This is a genomic window from Paenibacillus sp. N3/727 (assembly GCF_022637315.1).
Taxonomy (GTDB): Bacteria; Bacillota; Bacilli; order Paenibacillales; family Paenibacillaceae; genus Paenibacillus_AQ; species Paenibacillus_AQ uliginis.
Map to the genome: position 1 here is coordinate 5,245,518 of NZ_CP093336.1, position 20,504 is coordinate 5,266,021.

13 protein-coding genes and 1 pseudogene are annotated in these 20,504 nt (G+C 41.2%); 2 read left to right on the forward strand and 12 right to left on the reverse strand.

The features are described 5' to 3' along the window. The first annotated feature begins 214 nt into the window (after positions 1–214). Positions 215–3,289, forward strand: coding sequence for a hybrid sensor histidine kinase/response regulator (locus MNQ98_RS24405; RefSeq protein WP_241930552.1), 3,075 nt, complete (start codon positions 215–217; stop codon positions 3,287–3,289). Positions 3,290–3,373: 84 nt separating this feature from the next. Here MNQ98_RS24405 and MNQ98_RS24410 read toward each other — a convergent pair whose 3' ends face one another. The 8 genes and pseudogenes from MNQ98_RS24410 to MNQ98_RS24445 form a co-directional block, all read right to left on the reverse strand. Beyond that, positions 3,374–7,816, reverse strand: coding sequence for a collagen binding domain-containing protein (locus MNQ98_RS24410; protein WP_241930553.1), 4,443 nt, complete (start codon positions 7,814–7,816; stop codon positions 3,374–3,376). A gap of 357 nt (positions 7,817–8,173) precedes the next feature. Further along, a complete protein-coding gene (locus MNQ98_RS24415; RefSeq protein ID WP_241930554.1) occupies positions 8,174–8,845 on the reverse strand; it encodes a class D sortase in 672 nt (223 codons plus the stop codon). A 1-nt stretch (position 8,846) separates the two neighbouring features. Next, complete coding sequence (locus tag MNQ98_RS24420; RefSeq protein ID WP_241930555.1) at positions 8,847–10,019, reverse strand: response regulator; 1,173 nt, start codon at positions 10,017–10,019, stop codon at positions 8,847–8,849. 177 nt (positions 10,020–10,196) lie between these two features. Beyond that, positions 10,197–10,355: a hypothetical protein gene (locus MNQ98_RS24425; RefSeq protein WP_241930556.1), complete on the reverse strand. Its 159-nt coding sequence runs from the start codon at positions 10,353–10,355 to the stop codon at positions 10,197–10,199. Positions 10,356–10,635: 280 nt separating this feature from the next. Then, positions 10,636–12,009 (reverse strand): Na+/H+ antiporter NhaC, encoded by a 1,374-nt coding sequence (nhaC, locus tag MNQ98_RS24430; protein WP_241930557.1) that lies wholly within the window; start codon positions 12,007–12,009, stop codon positions 10,636–10,638. A gap of 92 nt (positions 12,010–12,101) precedes the next feature. After that, complete coding sequence (gene tdc, locus MNQ98_RS24435) at positions 12,102–13,970, reverse strand: tyrosine decarboxylase (RefSeq protein ID WP_241930558.1); 1,869 nt, start codon at positions 13,968–13,970, stop codon at positions 12,102–12,104. A gap of 49 nt (positions 13,971–14,019) precedes the next feature. After that, complete coding sequence (gene tyrP / locus MNQ98_RS24440) at positions 14,020–15,432, reverse strand: tyrosine-tyramine antiporter (protein WP_241930559.1); 1,413 nt, start codon at positions 15,430–15,432, stop codon at positions 14,020–14,022. Positions 15,433–15,676: 244 nt separating this feature from the next. Beyond that, positions 15,677–15,852, reverse strand: a pseudogene (locus tag MNQ98_RS24445) (tyrosine--tRNA ligase); the annotation flags it as partial. A 347-nt stretch (positions 15,853–16,199) separates the two neighbouring features. On the opposite strand from MNQ98_RS24445, the gene ybaK reads away from it, so the two are divergent. Then, complete coding sequence (gene ybaK, locus MNQ98_RS24450) at positions 16,200–16,670, forward strand: Cys-tRNA(Pro) deacylase (protein ID WP_241930560.1); 471 nt, start codon at positions 16,200–16,202, stop codon at positions 16,668–16,670. A 335-nt stretch (positions 16,671–17,005) separates the two neighbouring features. Here the strand turns inward: ybaK and MNQ98_RS24455 are convergent, their stop codons facing one another. The 4 genes from MNQ98_RS24455 to MNQ98_RS24470 are packed head-to-tail and all read right to left on the reverse strand — an operon-like array spanning position 17,006 to position 20,491. Next, positions 17,006–17,815, reverse strand: coding sequence for an adenosylcobinamide-GDP ribazoletransferase (locus MNQ98_RS24455; protein WP_241930561.1), 810 nt, complete (start codon positions 17,813–17,815; stop codon positions 17,006–17,008). Beyond that, a complete protein-coding gene (gene cobU / locus MNQ98_RS24460; RefSeq protein ID WP_241930562.1) occupies positions 17,812–18,378 on the reverse strand; it encodes a bifunctional adenosylcobinamide kinase/adenosylcobinamide-phosphate guanylyltransferase in 567 nt (188 codons plus the stop codon). Before cobU ends, MNQ98_RS24455 begins: the two co-directional genes overlap by 4 nt. Further along, positions 18,375–19,445: a nicotinate-nucleotide--dimethylbenzimidazole phosphoribosyltransferase gene (cobT, locus tag MNQ98_RS24465; protein WP_241930563.1), complete on the reverse strand. Its 1,071-nt coding sequence runs from the start codon at positions 19,443–19,445 to the stop codon at positions 18,375–18,377. Before cobT ends, cobU begins: the two co-directional genes overlap by 4 nt. 38 nt (positions 19,446–19,483) lie before the next feature. Next, entirely contained in the window at positions 19,484–20,491 is a 1,008-nt protein-coding gene (locus tag MNQ98_RS24470) for an ABC transporter substrate-binding protein (protein ID WP_241930564.1), read from the reverse strand. Positions 20,492–20,504 lie beyond the last annotated feature (13 nt).

Consider the following 20,504-nt stretch of genomic DNA (forward strand, 5'->3'; position numbering starts at 1 on the left):
GTCATCTCCACCCAATGAAAGTATTCAATTAAGCGCTTTCAGGATTTTATTATGACATTCATCACATTTGGTGTCAACTACCGATAACATTGAAATAAAGAGTTTTTTCAGAAGTAATTCAAAATATGGATTATTCTGTGCAGCCAAAACCTTGATTAGCTTCTTCTATTTAAACCATGAAGGATATAACCAATGGTTGTCGAAAATATGTAACATGATGACGAAAAGAAAAGTATTTATCACCTTGGCATTGTTTCTGGTTTCTCTCACATTATTGCGTATTGGTTGGCTCTCTTTCTATAACACGCCGGATCATCCGAAAGCGGTTCAGGGTAAGCTGGATTTACGAGACTGGGATATTTCGTCGAATCGTCCTATCTCATTGGATGGCGAGTGGGAATTCTACCCGAATAGATTTCTCCTTCATGAGGAGACACACCACAACATATCCACTCAAGATACAGATCTTATCCAGGTTCCAGGAAACTGGAAAGCCAAGCTCTCAACGGATCATAAAACCGCCGAAGGTTATGGATCATATCGTTTGCGTATTTTGGTTAATCCAGACAAGCACCAAACCTATAGTCTCTATCTGTCTAATATTCAAACCTCATTCGAACTGTTTGTAAACAGCCATTCATTAACAAATTCAGGTCATCCAGCTTCGACAAGAGAACAGTACACAGCCAAGAATGCTCCATCTACTGTAACTTTCTCTTCAGATCAGAGTGAGATCGAACTTGTTATCCATGTGGCTAACTTTGATAATATCCTTGAAGGCGGTGTGCTTAATCCGATCCGATTCGGAACTGGAGCAACAGTAGGCAGTGAACAATCCTTTACGATAAGTCTGCAAATCATGATGGTCATTGTTTTTCTGTTACACGCCATTTATGCAGGTATTTTATTTATTATTGGATACCGCCAGAAATCGTTGATCTTTCTGTCTCTCTCCCTGATATTTGGTGTTTTTTCTATACTTATCGACGACAGTCAATTGCTGCTTTCCTGGCTACCTTTGAACTACGAATGGAATGTAAAAATATTTTTACTCTCGTATATGGGTACCGCCCTATTTTTGCTTAATTGTGTTAGATTTGCAATGCACGAATACACAGCTGTCAGATCTTTTAGTTGGCTCACCATATTGAACCTGATGTATATGATGTATATGATGTTCATTTTGCTGGCACCAGCGAAATATATACTGTTTTCGGTACCGTTTTTTTATCTCTTATATTTTCCAACCTATCTTGTTATGCCAGTACTCGCTGTGAGAATAGCTTTAAGAACCAGTAAAGACGCGTTGTTATTAGTACTAGTTGCTTCCGCACTCACCACCAATGTTTTTTGGGGCATTGTTAAGAATCTCGGTTTTATTGATATGATGTATTATCCTTTTGATTTGATTATTACTTTAATTACATTAGCTTCATTCTGGTTTAAACGTTTTATTCAGACTGCCAATCAAACCAAACAACTTGCGAAAAAACTCCAGATGACTGACAAGCTAAAGGATGACTTCTTGGCGAATACCTCTCATGAATTGCGAACACCTCTTCATGGAATGATTAATATTGCTCAACATGTATTAGATGAAGAGAAAGAATCTTTGAACAAACAAAACGCTCAAAATTTAGAATTGCTCCTAACGGTTGGTCAACGCATGTCGCACACGCTTAATGACTTGCTCGATTTATCACAGCTTAAAGAGGGCCGAATTCATCTGGAACTCGATAGCATTCGAGTACAATCGGCTGCTTCTGGCGTTGTTGATATGCTCAAATTTATGACCGAGGGCAAGATGATCACCTTGTCCATGGACATACCTGATTCCTTCCCTCGTGTCATTGCTGATGAGAAAAGACTCGTTCAGATTCTATACAATCTTGTTCATAACGCGATTAAATTTACGTACGAAGGAACGATATCCATTAACGCTGAATTACGTAATGGGCAGGCATTTATTCATGTTTCAGACTCAGGAGTCGGAATGGATGAAGAATTAAAGAACAGGGCTTTTCAGGCGTATGAGCAAGGAGATACAGGCACTTCAACAACCATTGGCGGAATAGGGCTGGGACTTAGTATCTGCCAGCAGATGGTCAAACTGCATGGTGGCACATTGACCGTAAGATCTACACCCGGTCAGGGCTCTGTATTCACCTTCACACTCCGGCTGTCTGATCGTGAAGAGATGGATTCTATTGCGATGATAGAGACTTCAGCTCCGTATGTAGCAGCCAGTGACAACGACAGTAAATCCGATCTGCCGCCTCTAAAACCAATTCCAGCATCAGACAGACCCAAAATACTGGCAGTTGATGATGATACAGTGAACTTAAAGATTCTTGGAGACATCCTGTCGTCAGATCAATATGATGTTGTAAAAGTAACGAACGGCAAGGACGCTATTCTCAAACTAGATTCAGCTCAGTGGGATTTGATTATTGCGGACGTCATGATGCCCCAAATGTCAGGTTATGAATTAACCCAGCTTATTCGTGAACGGTATACCGTCTCAGAACTTCCGATTCTGCTTCTGACCGCACGCAGCCAGCCGGAAGATATTAACTCCGGATTTTTGTCAGGAGCGAATGATTATATAACAAAACCGATTAATGCGTTTGAATTGAAGCCAAGGGTTAAGGCTTTAACCGATTTAAAACGTTCGGTAGGCCAACGTATGCGATTGGAGGCCGCCTACCTGCAAGCCCAAATAAAACCTCATTTCTTATTTAATACATTGAATTCCATCACTGCGTTAAGTGAATTTGACCTGCCTAAGATGAATGATCTGATTGATGCGTTTAGTTCTTACTTGAGAATTAGCTTCGATTTCTGGAATTCTCAACAATTAGTCCCGATTAGGCATGAGCTTGAGCTCGTTCATTCATATCTGTACATAGAGAAACAACGTTTTGAGAACAGATTGAATTTCATATGGGATGTACAGCCCGATATCCATGTCATGTTACCACCGCTAAGCATTCAGCCTCTTGTCGAAAATGCGGTAAGACACGGGGTTCTCAGTCTATCTAAAGGCGGAACTGTTCAACTTCGGGTGGAACGGCGGGATCATTGTATTGAAATTTTAGTTGAGGATAATGGTGTGGGTATGAAGGAAGATAAGTTAACCCCACTGCTTCACTTCCAAGCTTCGGAAAAAAGAGGGATTGGATTGCTTAATACAGACAGACGCTTGAAGCAATTGTATGGCGAGGGCCTCAAGATTTGGAGCCAACCGAATCAGGGCACAAAGGTTTCTTTTAAAATTCCATTGGATTGAAGTGGTGTGTCTTAATCGAAATGAAGAAATGACGGCGCAGGAATAACTCCTTGCGCCGCCATTTTTCATGTTCTACATAATATTTTATTTATGAAGTACTTGTTTCTTTCTGAGAACCAGCAATGCCAGTCCTAACACGATGGAGCCAAACCCAGCCAATTGTAACGGAAGTGGGCTATCTTCTCCTGTCTTTGGCAGTACACTGCCTGGTTTTTGTGGCTTTGTACTTTCAATTGGAGTTTTTCCATTGCCCCCGTTTGTCGGCTTTGTGCCTTGATTTGAATTTTCACCTGAATTGTCTGAACCGCCCGACTCAGTCCCTCCATCGACAGGAGGATTTGTGTCTGTACCGTCACCTGGATCTGTTGGGTCAGTTGGATTTGTAGGTTCAACCGGATCAACCGTTTCACCCGGTTCAGTTGGATCTACAGGTTTTTCCGGATCAGGTTTGACCGGTTTTTCCGGATCAGGATTAACGGGAGGATTTGGACCGACAGGAGGATTCGGGTTGTTTTCTCCGCCGCCTCCAGTAACAGGTATGCGGATATTTTCCACGGTTACCACTGTCTCTTTCCCGCCAATCACTTCGATCTCAGTCAGTTTGTCCTTTATGCTATAACCGTATGGTGCTCTGGTCTCTTCAACATAATATTTACCTGGTCGGAGCTCTGGAATCTGCAGTTCTCCCTTACTATCCGTAGTAAGCCCTGCGATTTCCTTACCCTCTCTGTTCTTGACCGGAACCTTATTGGCGTCCAGAATTCGGAACTCTGCGCCGGATAATTTGATTGCTGGTCGGCCTAGTTCAATCTTGGTCAGCTTCACCGAACCCGTCTCTAGCTTGTTCTTGAACACAACCTGAACTTTAGTATCATCAATAATTTCAAACTTCAGTGGTTCAAGATTCAATATATAGCCTTCAGGAGACTTCGTTTCAACAAATTGATAGCTGCCTGCTTTCAGTTGGTCTACGAACAGTTTGCCGTCTTGATCTGTAATCAAGTCACGTTTCAGAACATGCCCTTCTGTATCCCAAAGTTCGAACTCGGCACCTACGAGAGTGCTTCCTGTATCCGTATCTTCTTTCAACAACTCAACAGCACCGACATAAATTTCATTCAGTGCAACCAACACTTTAGGTGATGTTTGGTTAGGTTCTATTGTAAAAGGAATCGGATTTGCATTCAGCTTGTAGCCTTTGGGCGCTTTGATCTCTATGAACTGATAGCTGCCTGGATCCAGTTTGGTGAGTTGGATTTTTCCGTTTGAATCGGTTGTGAGTTCCGTTTTTCCAGGTACATCACTGTATTTTCCACCCTCAAGGAACTGAAGTTTGAAGACAGCGCCCTCTAGTGACCAGGTCTGCTCGTCTTTATCCACTTTCGTTAACTCCACAGCCCAGTTGCCTTTTACATTTTCGACCGTAAACTCGACCGTAGAATCTGGTTTGTCAGCTTTAAACTTAATGATCTTTCCGGTCTTGTACTCTTCATCGATCAGATAACCGGCTGGGGCGGATAATTCTTTAAGCATGTAATCTTTATATTTGTAATCCTTAAATACCGCTAACCCATTCTCATCTGTAACAAGTTCCTCCAGAAGATTGCTTCCTGATTTGTCATAGAGTCCGAACTTAGCTCCCGCTAACGGCTTCTTGCTAGCAACGTCTACCTTAACAACTTTCAAATTGCCTTTACCTGGGGAGTTCGCTCCGCCCCCTGCTCCGGAAAACTTCACTATGACTTGATTTTCATTTTTCTCATCAACAGTACCAGAAGATTGTCCTTGAAAGGTGACGTTATTGGTTATAGTCTCGCCATTATCGGCATTAATGAACGACTGATATTCCAACACAAACGAGGTCTCAATCTTATTTACAAACACGAGTTTGAAAGAATTTCCCTGAATATCCAATGTATATTCTGACTCGTCTACCAGGCCGCCCTTGCTCAAGTTACCACTTGCATCAGCTTTATTTTCATACAGCTTAAAGGAATCCTTAACGAGTATCTGATTAGAGGACAATGTGTCCGTTAATGTAGCACCCGCATCGATATGAGACAAGCTGCGATTAATGTTCACTTCCCAATAAGCAAAATCCTGCTCCGCACCTGTTCCTTGTCTGCCTGTTTTGATTACATATTCTCCGCCGAATTTAGGAGTAACAGAAGTCCCTTTTTCGAATATCACTGTATTCGGTGTCTCTGCATCATACAATGTAGCCTTGTTGCTGTACACAGCCGCTACAGGATGACCTTTCAGACTCGTTTTATATGTTATTCGATAAGCAGAGTCAATCGAGCCAAGCTTCAATTCAAAGCCATTTTTATCATTTTCCGTTTTCGGCTCAAAGCTATATTTGTCAGCCGGTACCTCTGCCCCAACATCTACTCCATTGGAGCTCCCTCTGAGGGTTAAATGATGTACGGTCAATGAATCCGGAAGGAAAGTCTGCTCACCTGTATAGAAATCGCGAACCATTGCATCTTGAATCTTGTGAAGATTGTAGTTTACATCGATGGTCCAGGTGATTTCCTTCGTTTCCGCGTTATAAATGCCCATTTTATTACCGTTATCTTTCGTGTAGTTATCCGGGTCTACTGTGGCCCATTTGTTGATGGACGGCTGAGGTTTCCCATTTTCTTTCCAGTCCAGCACAGCATTATTTTTATAAGGTACTTTATTGACACGTGTAGAGTCAAAGTAAGTCTTATAAGTGATGAAATGGTTGGTCGAAGTCGGTTCTTTAAATTCAAGAATAAAACCTTCATCATAAGTCGGATCTGGCTGTATGGTGTAATCCCCATTTCCATCTCCATTATCTAGCTTGAGCCCACTGACAACCAACGTCTCTGGCAGAAATGTCAGGCCTTGACCAGCAAAGCTGTCACGGATGACGACTTCTTCCATTGTTTTTTTGTCGTCGTTCAGACTGAGGTTCCATTCAATCGTTTTTGCTGCGTAGTCCACTTTCTTTGGATCTGCAGACTTCCAAAAGATTACTTGGTTAATGTCACGGCTTGCTGTTTCTTCTGTTCCGTCTATCTCAACTTTATTTTCAACCGTATACTTATCATCATGAACGCGTTCTTTGGCAGAAGTTTTATAGATGATTTCGTACGCTGCTCTAACCCCGTTTTGAAACGCTAAGGTAAATCCTTCCGCCGTATCATTGACAGTGTAGTCCGTGCCCTTTACGAGCGGCGTTCCTGTTTTTCGTGAAGCACTGCCATTATCGTTTATTGTCATCTCGTATACTTCAAAAGAATCTTTATCTAGTTGTTGATGATTCTTATCAAATTTATCCTTAATCAATGCTTTCGATTGCTCGATTACCTGTTCATTATAATTATACTGAATAGCCCAGGTAATCGTTTGAGTGGCGGAATCATAATGCGTCGACTTTTTATCCAGCGGTTTGCTGAATTTCACATTAACACTGGCTGATTCCTTCATGATTTCCCCGGTGCTTCCGGAAAGTGTCGCCTTGTTAGTGTATGTTTCGTCGGAAGTACCGGTGATCTCAGTTATGTACTCCACTCGATAGGCGCTGTCTATATTCCCAAGTTTTAACTCAAACCCGTTCCCATTGAGCTGGGGCGTAACTGTAGTAAGTTGCGAACCTGGAATTACATTTCCATCTAATTGAACCTTTAATGGATACACCTTAATGGAATTCTCTTTGATTTTTAATCCATCTGGTAGTTCATCTTTAAAGACTGCACCATCAATCTTCTTTTCACCAATATTAAAATCAACTTCCCAGCTGATTTCGTTAGGATTCATACCTTTATTGGTTGTTCCACTCTTCTTTATTTCACGGTCATTCTTACTTTTGAAATGGACAGGAATAGTGACTTTATCCGTTTCTGTGAACTCAAAGACAACCTCTTGTTGAGTTCCTCCCTCGAATTTGCTTTCTTCAAATTCTCTCCATACAAAAAAGTATCCTGTTAGCTCTTCATTATCCTCAATCGAATCATTAAATGTGAAAGTGACTTTGCCTTCCGGAGTCACTTCATACTCCCCTACCCCACCGTCCAGATCGCCAGTCAATACTCTGTCTACTTTAAATTTATCTGGCAGATTGAAAGTAAAGGTCGCACCGTCCTTATATCCGTGATTTTCAGGAAGCCTCCAGTCAAAATAAATCGTAACACGCGACCCTTGGTCTGGACGAATATCCTCAATATTATTCGCGTTATCCCCTTCACCATCTTTCATTACCACTTTGGTAATAAGATTTTCGGTTATAATGATAGGGGTTTTCGTGTCTTTCTCAGCTTTATAAACACTTTCTGTGACAGTCTTATCTGTGGTACTCTCATCTGTCACATTCTCCTTAGTGACACTTTCGTCTGTGACAATCTCATCCGTGACAGTCTCGTCAGTAACAATCTGCCCTTCTTCACTAACTACCGGGTTTACTAATTCATCAGCAGCACTGGTAATTGAAGTAGGTATCAAGAGATTGATCATTAAAGCTGCAATTAAGAATAAATAAATTGTTTTACTAAATTTCCTCATAACTAAAAACGTTCACCTCGTATTTCATACAAATTTAGTTTAACTGCCTTAAGGTGCATAACAATTTGACATAGGCCTGATTTTTTAAGCAATATCTGTTAGGCCGGTCACTATCGCCTCCTTATGATTTTTCATTCCATTTTCAAATTCCTTCAACCCCTGGCTTAAGCAGGCTGTATAAAAAGCTATTTAAACTGCTCCCCTTGATCTAGGCCAAGGCAATGATAATTTATATAGACTATACAGCAACATGTTGAATAATTTCTGAATATGATGAAAACTTGCGAAAAACCGCGAAAAACTATAATAACACAAAAAATAAAACACCGCTCTCCTTAGAGAGACGATGTTGTCCGTTTATCCTTCTATTTTTCCTTTAACGATAATACGATGTGTAGGGTTAACCATAGGGTGACAAGTGATCAGCGTTATTTCTTTATCTTTACCATTGGGATCCAGCACCCACACTTCCTCAGGCTTTACATATAACTTTTCTGTAACGGTATATTCAAATAATCCCTCTCCGTTGTTAACCTGAATTTTATCACCTTTTTCGATTTCATCGAGCCTGTTGAAATTTCTTCCGTATGTACGATTCCTGTGACCTGCCACGGCATAGTTCCCAATTTCGCCGGCTCTTCCCGTATTCTCAACACTTGCCACGGTAGTATTCAGATTCTTTTGCGTCGCCCCGTGAAGGATAGGCTGGAGCAAATCAATCTTTTCTATCATTAGAATACCTTCTGCATTGGGATAACTGCTTAATTTTGAACTTGCATTTTCCTTGGACTCTGAATCATCCTCCGAGCTTTCGCTTTCATTCGCCGTACTTGTGTTGCTAACGGATATTCGTGATTTCTGACTCTCTTCCACAGCCTCATCACCATTACTAATGTTTTGCATGCTGTTTTGCCATTCTCTCACAATCTTTTCTTGCTGATTATCATGATACTTTTCTGCAAGTGTCGGATAAAAAAGAATAAAAATTCCAGAAACAATAAGCAGAACAGCTGTTATTTTTATTTTCATGTTACATTCGTCCTATCTTCAAGTTTAATCTTTGTATGTCGTTGTTCCATTGCTCGTACCAATCCGTTAACTCTTTACTGGGAGGAACATCAAATTCCTCTTTAAATATGTTCGAGATGAGTTGGAATTGTTTCCGAACTTCAGCCTGGTGGTTGAGTAACGCATGTACCTTCATTAAGCCAAAATAGCCCTCTTCCATATCAGGTACCTTTTCTTTCATTTCTTGATACAGCAGTATTGCTTCCGTATATTGACCTTGGGATATGTAGCATTCTGCAATTTGCTTCACATGGTCCAGCCAAATCAAACGAATTCGGTCTTGCTCGTACTCCGCCCACAAATAGCGATGCTCTTCCAGAAAGTCACCTGTGTAACGTGCTTTTATGGATAGGTGATTGTCGAGTGTATCAGGAGTAACCTCAGCAGCTTGACGAACATCATTCTCCCAATCATCCACATCCAGCCCCAGCGTTCCCCATACCATTCGGTAGCCTTCATCTTTATATTTAATCTCCAGATCAAGTCCGGCAGCTTTAATAATTTTTCGAATTTGGTAGATTGCTGTATACAACTGAGCTGTTGCTCTTTCAGCATCGTACCCTGGCCATAACAAATCAATCAGCATTTGCTTGCTCACAGTTTTATTTCGATAATATACAAGGTAAGCAAATAGTTCGGGGGCCTTTAATGTTTTCCAGGGAAAAAATCGGGCATTTCCTAATGTATCGACATAATGCAGGCTTTGCAAACAACAGAGTGTGAGTGGAGCTGCATCCTTCGGTATTGGCTTACTTGTCATGTTCGACTCAACAGCGCGCTTTAATGTCGTTGCCAGTCTGGTCTGGTGTACCGGTTTCAGCAAATAATCGAGTGCGTTCATCTCAAACGCTTTTACAGCATATTCTTGATAAGCCGTAACGAAAATAATCCGAATATGCGGTTGAATCTGCTGAAATCTTTCAGCCAATTCAAATCCGTCAATCTCCGGCATCTGTACATCCAGAAATGCTATATCAACCTTTTCCTGCTGAGCCAATTCTAAAGCTTGGTATGGATCATTAAAAATCCCGACCAACTCAACCTTAACATCTAATTCGGATCTCTCTACTAACAGCTTTTCCATCTTTTTCAGAGCGAGCCACTCATCGTCAACAACGATCACCTTCAAGTCCATTTTCCCTCGTCGGCCTCCTTCTCTTCCATCGTCTGATTCTATTTTACCAAGAAAAGGGGCCCAAATGTTCCGAAGTTTGAACATAGGGATCATTGTTTTACTAACCTTCCTTACGTTTTCGAGTGTCATGATACTGTTCATCCTTTATCAAAGAGCAGCTATCAAAATTGTCCATGATCATACAACCCCGCCGTACCAAAGCGAAGATTGTATTTGTTGTACAATACCATTCTGAGGTGACCATTCCATGCCAATTTTCCCCTGTGGATGAAGCCCCTTCAACTGTCCAAAGGCCCCCCTTACCTCTAAAAAGCCTTCCACCATTATGTTCTGCATGCTCAAGAGCTTCCTGTTGCTTAATAGATAACTTCATATTCATATTCCAAGTCTCACCACTCATTTTTTTTGTAAAATGTCTATGCAGAAAAGCATATCATTTCAATTGAATCATAAGCTTCTGAATAATTTTTGAATATTAAAGCAATCAGTATTTTTATGCACTCACAAAATAAAGAAAACCCCGTTCATCTTTGCCAGATGAATCAGGGGCTTTCAGGTGGTCTATATTATTGAAATGCGGATCCTCTTAATCTGTCGATAAGCATGCGGTTTCCTGTTACGCTGTTTTAGTATTTTTCTTGTCCTTGCCTATAAACCCCAACACGATCGTTAGCAATGGAGCTGCGAAACAAAATACTGTATAAGGTAAATACTCCAATGTAGAAACACCCAACGTACCTGTAATAAAAACACCGCTAACCCCCCACGGAATTAACGCATTGAAGGCTGCTCCACCATTAGCTACTGTCGACGACAGATGTTTTGAAGCAAGATGCAGCTTGTTAAATTGATGTTTAAAAGCCTTGCCTGGTAAAATGATCGACAAATATTGTTCACCCAGTAGAAGGTTAATGCCCATACAGCTTAACGCAGTCATAAGAATTAGCTTTCCTTTACTGCTAACGAAAGCGGAGATTTTATCGATTAACGTATTAATAATATTTAACTCCACTAGCAACCCTCCTAACGCGAGAGCCAAGAGAATCAGGGAGACAGACCACATCATACTTTGAATTCCTCCGCGTGTAAGCAGCTCATCGACACTGGTTACACCTGTATTCGATACGAATCCGTCCTGCATCAGATTTGATAGATCAAGAAAGCTTGTCTGTGGCGCATATAAGAAAATGACACCGACCGTAATGGCAATGCTCAATAGCAAGGTCGGGATGGCAGGAACCTTTTTCCACGCACACAAGAACAGCGTCAAAACAGGAAGTAGCGTCCAAACTGTGATGGTGAATGAAGAACGCAATGTATTGACCAGCTCATTAATCTGATTGCCTGTAGTTAAAGAATTCGAGCGACCGATAATGACGAAAAAGACGAGCGAAATCAGGAAAGCAGGAATCATCGTTCGTATCATGTTGCGTATATGCTCGAACAAATCCACTTCTGCTATGGCGGAAGCTAAGTTCGTTGTATCCGATAAAGGAGAAATGTTATTCCCTAAAAAGGCACCAGATACAATAGCTCCTGTCGTAATAGCAGCAGGATAGCCCATAATCTGACCCATTCCGAACAAAGCAATACCGATGGTTGATATCGTCGTGAAGGAACTTCCAACCGTAATCCCTACAACGGCACAAATAATAAAGACCGAAGGCAGGAAGAATTGTGGAAGCATAATGTTGAATCCATATACCATAATCGTAGGGATCGTGCCTGCCGCAATCCAGACACTGATCAAGGCCCCAATTAGCATAAAGATAAGAATAGGAATTAAACCTGGAGTAATTCCGTTCTGAATGCCTTTATGAATCCTATCCCAGGAAATCCCTTTCAATTTCCCAAAGACGATAAGAACACCTATAGATAGTAAAATAGGCACCTGAGGAGCCATGCCTAATCCAATAATACACACACCTATAATGGCTAGTATTCCAATAAGAAGGAAAATACTCTCTTTTAGAGACACTTCTTTTTTCATGGTAAAACTCCTTGTCCTTAAATAATGCTCTAAGGTGAAATGGTGATAAGGAATGCGCAACCAATTAGCATGTTATGCATTCCTTTTTTTAATTATGCTTGTTGATAGTCGTTATAAATGGTTTCAAGCTTTGTCTGAATAGCAGCTTCAATCTTCACCGCGTATTCATCAAATACTTCCTTATCATTTACATACGGCGACATTGCACTTGCTCTGAGTACAGTAACTTTCTGTTCACGTGCCCACTCTTCCTCACTGAATCCGAGTGATTTTACGAATGGCAGCGGACTGTTTCCATAGTCTGGAACAGCAAAGTCAGTATGTGACGTAAGGAACTCATTGTAATACAAGCCACCTTTAGCATAAGATGCGTGCCCAAAGAAATCGTGGTTCAACTTGTTCATCACACCGAGATCCGTATTGCCAATTTCATTAAACACATAATCAATCATATTGAAGTCAGGTTTGGTTAATGGGTAAATCTTAATGGTTTTCCCGTTCACATGGAACTCTCGATCCTTCAAGAAGTGATAGAAATGAAAAGCACCTTCAATACTCGCCCCCATTAATTTGCCGTAGCCCATTACATTTAGCGGAAGTACTTTGTGAGCTGTCCATACCGCTGCGGCAGTTGCACCCGCTTTGGATCCCTCGAGAATATAAGCCCCTAGCAATGCAGGAATATCAGCACCCTTCTCAAATACATAAGTTGCGAAGTAGGAAATCGCATCGCGCATTCTGCTGTCTTTTACTGTGATTGCTCCGGCAGAATACGGAATGTAGCCCATTTTGTGTGGATCGACTGTTATCGTCTCCACTTGACTCATTGCTTTAAAGGAGTTGTAAATATCCTCTGTAAGCCATTCGTTCTTTTCTTGGAATACGCCGTATTTTTTGTACACTTTATCAAGCTTGTCATAATCTATAAATTCATTGTTCTCATCTATGAAGATAGCACGTGCATATCCGCCATAAGCTGCATCAATATGAATGTAGAAATAGATGCCCTCTTTTGCCAGTTTGTCGCGTAGATTAACTATTTTGTCGACACGGTCAATTTGACCTTCTTCTGTTGTACCGATAACACCGACCACACCAAGTACAGGAATTTCCTGCGCAGCAAGCTCGCGAATTTTCGCCTCAAGTTTGTCAATGTCCATGCGGTAATTATGATCTACATCAATTGATACGACATTATCAAGACCAATACCGATAATGTCGGCAGCTTTCAGCCAAGAGTAGTGTTTTGTTTGCGGTATAATCCATTTTCCTAGTTTTTGTAGATGCCTACCGCTACGAGCGGAGTGAGCTTTTACCTCATCCAGCTTATCCGGTATTTTGTCCATAATTTCCAATATTTCCTTAGTTGACATGTTTAGCAGCTGCCACTCGGACTTGCCCTCCACATGCTCTGGAGCAACTTCTTTAATGGCAAGCGGAAGTGACTTCAAATTTCGTGCATACCATAATCCTTCCAGATTCGCGATCGATCCATCAGCACAGATATGTCCCCAGCCCTTGTCTTCCTGATAGCCCATCAGTGTTGCCAGTTCATGGCCCACCTCTTCTTCCATCTCAGAAGTACCAGGGGAGGACTCATAAGCGACGTTGTTGCCGTTCCATAACGTAGCCGCTGTATAAGCAATAATAGCCGGCATCAACGTTTCGGAGTTCATATGCCCCCAGAAGCGACCCGCTGTATGCCAAGGCAGCGATTTTGAGCGAAGCTTGGAAGATAATTCATTAAATACACTGCGAACATGATCAACTGTATTGTTGAAGCTCTCTGAGCTTTTATCAAATGGCGAGATCACAGGAGTATCTTGCGGCTGATAATTTTGACGCCAACCGACATGTTCGTCGATCATTTTAAGCAATAGTTCTTTAAAAATGTCGACATTTTCACCTTTATCACCTAAAAATAACGCTTTTAAATTTATATCTGTAATTTCAATTTTCATTGTCATTTCCTCCATTATTTATTCATGATTGATATGGTTTGGCTGCTATTTATTTTTCTTTTTTCCACTCTGGTTTTTTGAATTTGTAGATAATCAAAGCGATAGCCACCATAATTATCGTCGCTCCAACTTGAAAAATAATGTAGCCCGTATATTGGCTCGGCTGAAGAATGGATGGTGGTATAAGGCTGACGATCATCGTAATAGCAACACTTATCAGAGACAGAAGTGAAATGAACCAGATTAATCCATTGCCCTTATTGCCCAATCGAAATGGTCTTTCGATGTCCGGCAACGTGTAGCGAAGCTTAATGGCCGAAATGCCAATTAAGGCGTATACGACACAATATAAAATCGTTGTTGTAATTGTAATAATCAGGAACGCACTATTAACGTCAGGCACAATGACATACAGCAGCGCTACTAATGAAATGACCGACGCCTGAATCAAAACAAACGTGATCGGGATATTTCTTTTGGTTCTTTTTTGAAAAAACTTTGGCAAGTTACCTTCATCAGCAACCTTAATCATGGATTTGCTTGGCCCAAGCACCCATGCGCTTAACTGCACCAATACTCCGATAAGGATCATGGCCGAAATAACGTTGACAAGAATCATGGGCAGGCCTAAATCTTTACAAAAAATAAGATATGGTTGCGTAATATTTGCTAGCTCCATTTCACCCAATGGCACGGCGTTCGATACGGTTAGTCCAGCCACAAGGTTAAAAATGACTAACAAAATAACCGAAGTAATAACCGCTATCGGGTAGTTGCGCTTCGGATTTTCGATATTATTCGCATGTACGGACGATATCTCAACCCCGGCGAATATGAAGATAATGCCCGATAAGTAAGTTAAGCTACCCAAATGACTAAAATTCGGTACCAAATCCTTGGCTTTAAAATTACCCAGGTAGCTGTTTTGCTGAATGCCATTTTTAAAAAAGAACCAAAGACCGAGAATAACAAGGACTACAAATGGAATGTACACCCCAATGATCGCTCCCCAGTTCCCACCAATTTTAACCATGTCGAACTTGATATTTAATAAAGTAACTCCCCAATACGAAATGAGAATTACCGCAAAAATAAAAATGTTATTGGAAGATAGCTGCGGTCTGTTAATGACATATCCAAATAGAACGCCCACTGTCGAAGATACCATAACCATTCCAAAAAACATTTGAACCCATAGCAGCCAAGAAGTAACGAATCCCCATTTTTCTCCCAGCGCCTTCTTCACCCATACTTGAGGCCCACCTTCTTCTCCAGGAAATCCAGTGGAAAGTTCGGCAGACATCAATGCAATTGGAAGTGCAAATAATAACGCTGCAACAAGCATGTAGAATATCTGCGTCCAACCTGTTATGGATAACGTCGGAACACTCCGCACTGTTCCAAAAAAAGCCATCGTAATCCCGATCAATCCAAAAAGTGATAATTGTTTTGATTTGACCATTTATCTGTCCTTCTTTCTGTCATTCAAGTCGTATTTGGTCGAGATTGTCATTGATTGGCTTATGATGTCTAACTATATTAAATTGTATTCGAACTATTTTTATTTTTTGAATATACAATTACGGGAGGCTTGGAGGAGAAAACTGACCGAGTCGACAAAAGGTAGACGAAAAAAAGGATTTTTCTACAGCCGCATTGGGCTGTAGAAAAATCCTTTACATATTGATATGGTTATCGATCATGCACTACTTAACTAGCTTCATCAGGCTGTATGTTTTCTTACCTTTATGGATAATAATAAATTTCCCATCAAACGAGTTATCAGCTGTTACATCCATATCAACATCGTTTACTCGCTCACCATTCGTGATATCTTCTCTAGCTTTACGCTTGAAGAAGGTTCAATACCTATAGGGACGATTTATTAACCGTGTTACCAGCCAGCTTGTACTATTAGCCGCTACAATTACTAATAATACCTCTTGAACGAAAACGCACGAAACCCCTCCAACCAAAGTTAGAGGGGTTTCACTATATAAAGAAAATGTATAAGGGGTACTATTATAATAAGCTGCGAATCTTAATGAGGGATTAAATTTATATTAAGGACACATAAATCTTCTGCGATATTGTCTACTCTTCTTCGATTAATAACATTAAATTTTCATTGAAGGCTTTATGATACCGTAGTAAAATAGGCAGTTATAGAAACAGACTATTTATTCATGGTTACGAGAAATATTATATAATCTGCAAGGTGGTTTTAATATGGAATTTAAAACAAATGTAATGAGAATATTAGATAAAATGATAGTGAAATACAGAAGTCATAGCTACGTAAACACAGATGCTATCAGCGGCATTGATGTGGCCGATGCTTTAAATCAAAATCCTAATCAGGTGTTTAAAACACTTGTAACGATAGGAAAATCTAAGAAATATTATGTTTTTCTTATTCCTGTTGCCAATGAACTGGATTTAAAAAAAGCGGCTAATAGTGTTAATGAAAAATCAATTGAAATGTTAAAAGCGAAAGATTTATTAGCTATTACAGGATATATACACGGAGGATGTTCACCCATTGGCATGAAAAAAAGTTTTATTACTACAATTGATGATTCAGCAACTAATTTTGAGACAATCATATTTAGTGCTGGAAAGATTGGATACCAGGTCGAGATGAATCTTGAAGAATTGAAAAAAGTTATCCCGTTTAATTTATCAAATATTGTTATTTAATTGTGGGCTCAAATCCAAAATCAGTGCTTGCTTAAGCAATGAAGCCGCTACGTGGATGGATCATTCTTACGATCGCTGTTGTTCCCAAATTTCTTATGAATCAACTTATACAATGGATGAAATTCGGGGACAAAGGCGAACGCTTCGCTTCTTCAGATCGATTCCATCCCCTCCGCTACTTTGCTTTTTATGTAAAGAACTGATTATAAGATTGAACCTTAATACGTTTTTAAAAGTCATAACAATAAGTATGCTTTAATTTAAACAGGCGACATTTCGTTGGATTTTGAACGAAAGGTCGCCTTCTCTTGATACTTTTCACTTCGATTATTTTATCACATATGATTGTGTAACAGCACTAGCATAAGCAAAGCTACCACTTCAAGTAACTCATTAAGAGCTCCGTAGGTATCGCCCGTTAATCCACCTAATGTAGCGCTCAATCTTCGTGCCAGCCAAGTTCCTGCACCCCACGCTGCTAGAGGAAGCGTAATGAAACCAAGCAGCGCTAACCTCAATGAATGGTTGTCCATATAGATCAACGGTGCTATTGATGCGGCAACTCCTGACAAAACGATCGCAATTATTAACGCTGCCCATATCTGCCCTTTATCCAAACCATTAAATTTCCCAGCCAATCCATCCTTACCACGGGCCATCGGCCATGTAGCCATCGCATGAACCATGAACCAGCGACTCCAAATCAAAGGAAGGAGTAGGAGTCCTAAGTAGTTGAAACCATTAATTAGTAGTGAATAGATTAAAGAGAGCTTCAACATAAGGAGCAGCGTGCTTGCTAGCACACCCATAGCTCCTACGCGGCTATCTTTCATGATGTCTAACATCTGTTCACGAGAACGGTAGCTCAAAATGCCATCCGCCGTATCCATCCAACCATCCAAATGAAGTCCTCCTGTGAGCCCAACCCACAAGATGAGGGTCAACACTGCTGCCGGTAGTGGTGGCAGTAAATACGTAAATCCTGCAGCGCCTCCCCATACAACCAGTCCAATAGTAGCTCCTACAAACGGATAAAACTTCACACTTTGACGAAACAGTGTTGGCGAGTAATCAATATTGGCATTCACAGGAAAGCGTGATAGAAATTGAAAAGCGGCCGCAGCCGCTTGTCCCCATTTCGTCATAGTTTATACTCCATACTCTTCAGCTCAACAGGAATGCCTGCGGTGACCAGGAAAACCTCAGAACTGCTTCTAGAGACAGCCTGATTCATATACCCTGCTAAATCCCGATACATTCTGCCAAGAGGATATTCCGGTACAATACCACTGCCAACTTCATTAGTTACCATGATCAAATGTCCAGGGTATTGCTGTGCTTGGTCTACAAGACAAAGAATTTCAGACTTTACCTTCTCTTGCATATCCTCCTGTCCTTCATAGGATAGGAGAATATTAGATAGCCATAGCGTAAGGCAGTCCACTAGAACCGTAGGAGCATCAGCACCCTGACTGTTCTCACGCATATCACTCAGGAGCTTCACAAGTTGAAACGGTTCTTCTACATTTCGCCACGAATAGTTCGCTTGACTGCGCTGAAGCTTATGAAGAGCAATTCGCTCCTTCATCTCATCATCGAAAGCTTGAGCCGTAGCGACATATATGGCTTCCTGTGACTTCGACATACATAACCTCTCAGCAAAGCTGCTTTTCCCGCTTCTTGCTCCACCTGTGACGAGTACGATCATTTCGTCTGCTCCTTGGTTTCACCCGAGACACCCGCACTTTCGAAGGTTGCCATTTCGCTAACAATACGACACGCTGCATCCACAAGATGTAGACACAATACCCCACCTGTACCTTCACCAATACGAAGGTCTAATTCCAGTGCAGGACGAAGATTCAATTCATGTAATAGCTGCCGATGTCCCTGTTCATGAGAAACATGCGATACAATCATGTAATCAGCAGATGTTGGACAGATCGCTTTGGCAAGCAACGCCGCTGCGCTAGAAATAAATCCATCGATTATAACCGGGCAACCGTTTACTGCTGATCCAAGAATTACACCTACTAAACCACCAATTTCAAGACCGCCTACCTTAGCTAGTACATCTATAGGATCAAGCGCGTCAGGAGCATTGACCTTCAACGCTTGTTCAACAACGGCAATCTTATGCTGTAGACGAGAATCATCAATTCCTGTCCCTCTTCCAACCGCATCGCTGACTGGAATATTAGAAAGTGCACAGGTTACCGCTGAGCTTGCCGTCGTGTTTCCAATTCCCATTTCGCCAGTAATAAATAGTTGAACGCCACGTCTGACAGCATCTTCAACTACCTTCACACCAACAAGAATAGACTGAATCGCTTCTTCATAAGTCATTGCAGGACCTTGTGCCATATTAGCTGTACCATACCGAATTTTACGCGATAGGAGTTCAGGATGGGACAACTCACTATTCACACCGATATCCACACATACAACTTCTGCACCTGCTTGTCTGGCAAGAACGTTAACAGCTGCACCACCCGCAAGGAAATTATGAATCATTTGAGGTGTAACTTCTTGTGGAAAGGCACTCACGCCCTCTTCACATACACCATGATCTCCTGCCATAATAATAACTTCTCTACGGTCAAAAGAAGGCTTTACTACTCCAGTGATCCCAGCAAGCTGTATTGCCATTGCCTCCAACTTACCCAAGCTTCCCGGAGGGACAGTAAGGTTACTTATATGTGATTTTGCAGCCTGAATCGCAGCTTGATCAAGACCGCGAATTTCTCCGATACGTTCCATGATTCCTTGTCTCATACATCATTGCTCCTTTAATTGCTCTTAGTTGTGACTACTTATGGCTTCAACAGCTCAGGATAGATCGCTTTTGCTATTTCTTTGAGACCTTCTGTCACACGTGGACCAGGTCGACTAACCAGGTTATCGTCTAATCCATAAACAGCATCATTCTTAACAGCCGTTATTTGATCCCACCCACTACGTGCTTTAATCATTTGGTCTAACGTTTTCTGTGTTTTGTCATCAATAACATTCTTTGAGAACAGAATCACATCAGGATTATCTTTAATGATTTTCTCTTCACTGATTTCATACCATCCCGCTGTATCAGCAGCAACGTTAACTCCACCAGCTAGAGTGATTAATTCATCCATAAACTCACCACTACCTACCGTCCAACCAGGGGAAAACTCGATATATACTTTCTTTTTCTGTTCAGGTGTAAGTGATTTAACCGCTTCTGTTACTTCATTCTGCTCTTGTTTCATTTTGTCTATAACCGTCTTTGCTTCTTCTTGATGATCCGATATTTGTCCAAACAATTCAATATTTGCAATAACATCATTCACCGTTTTCGGATCTGTCTTGAAGATAGTGATACCCAGATCACGCAAATGCTGTGCAGCTTCTGCACTCATAGAGATACCTGTTACTACGAGGTCAGGTTGTGCTGCAATAATTGCTTCCTCGTTAGGATTATACAAACCACCCATTTTTGGCTTGGTTGTTGCTGCTTCCGGATAATCATCATAGTCAGAAACACCGATAATCTGCTCATCTAACCCTAGCGCAAACAAGCTTTCTGTCTCTGCAGGCGAGATGGATATAATCTTCTTTGGCGCCTCTTTAAATGTAAGAGTCTCACCTGTAGCATCCTTTACAGTTAGAGGATACTCTGTTTTCAGTACACTTGTCTCTTCAGCGGGGGGATTCACTTGTTCTGTTGCTGCCGGTGCCGGTTCTGTCCCTTGTTTCGGTTCATTATTGCTTCCGCAAGCTGCGAGCGCTAGTACCAGCATGATCGTAATAGCACCCGTAGTCCAACTCTTCCACATTTGTTTCATTGTGATTTCTCTC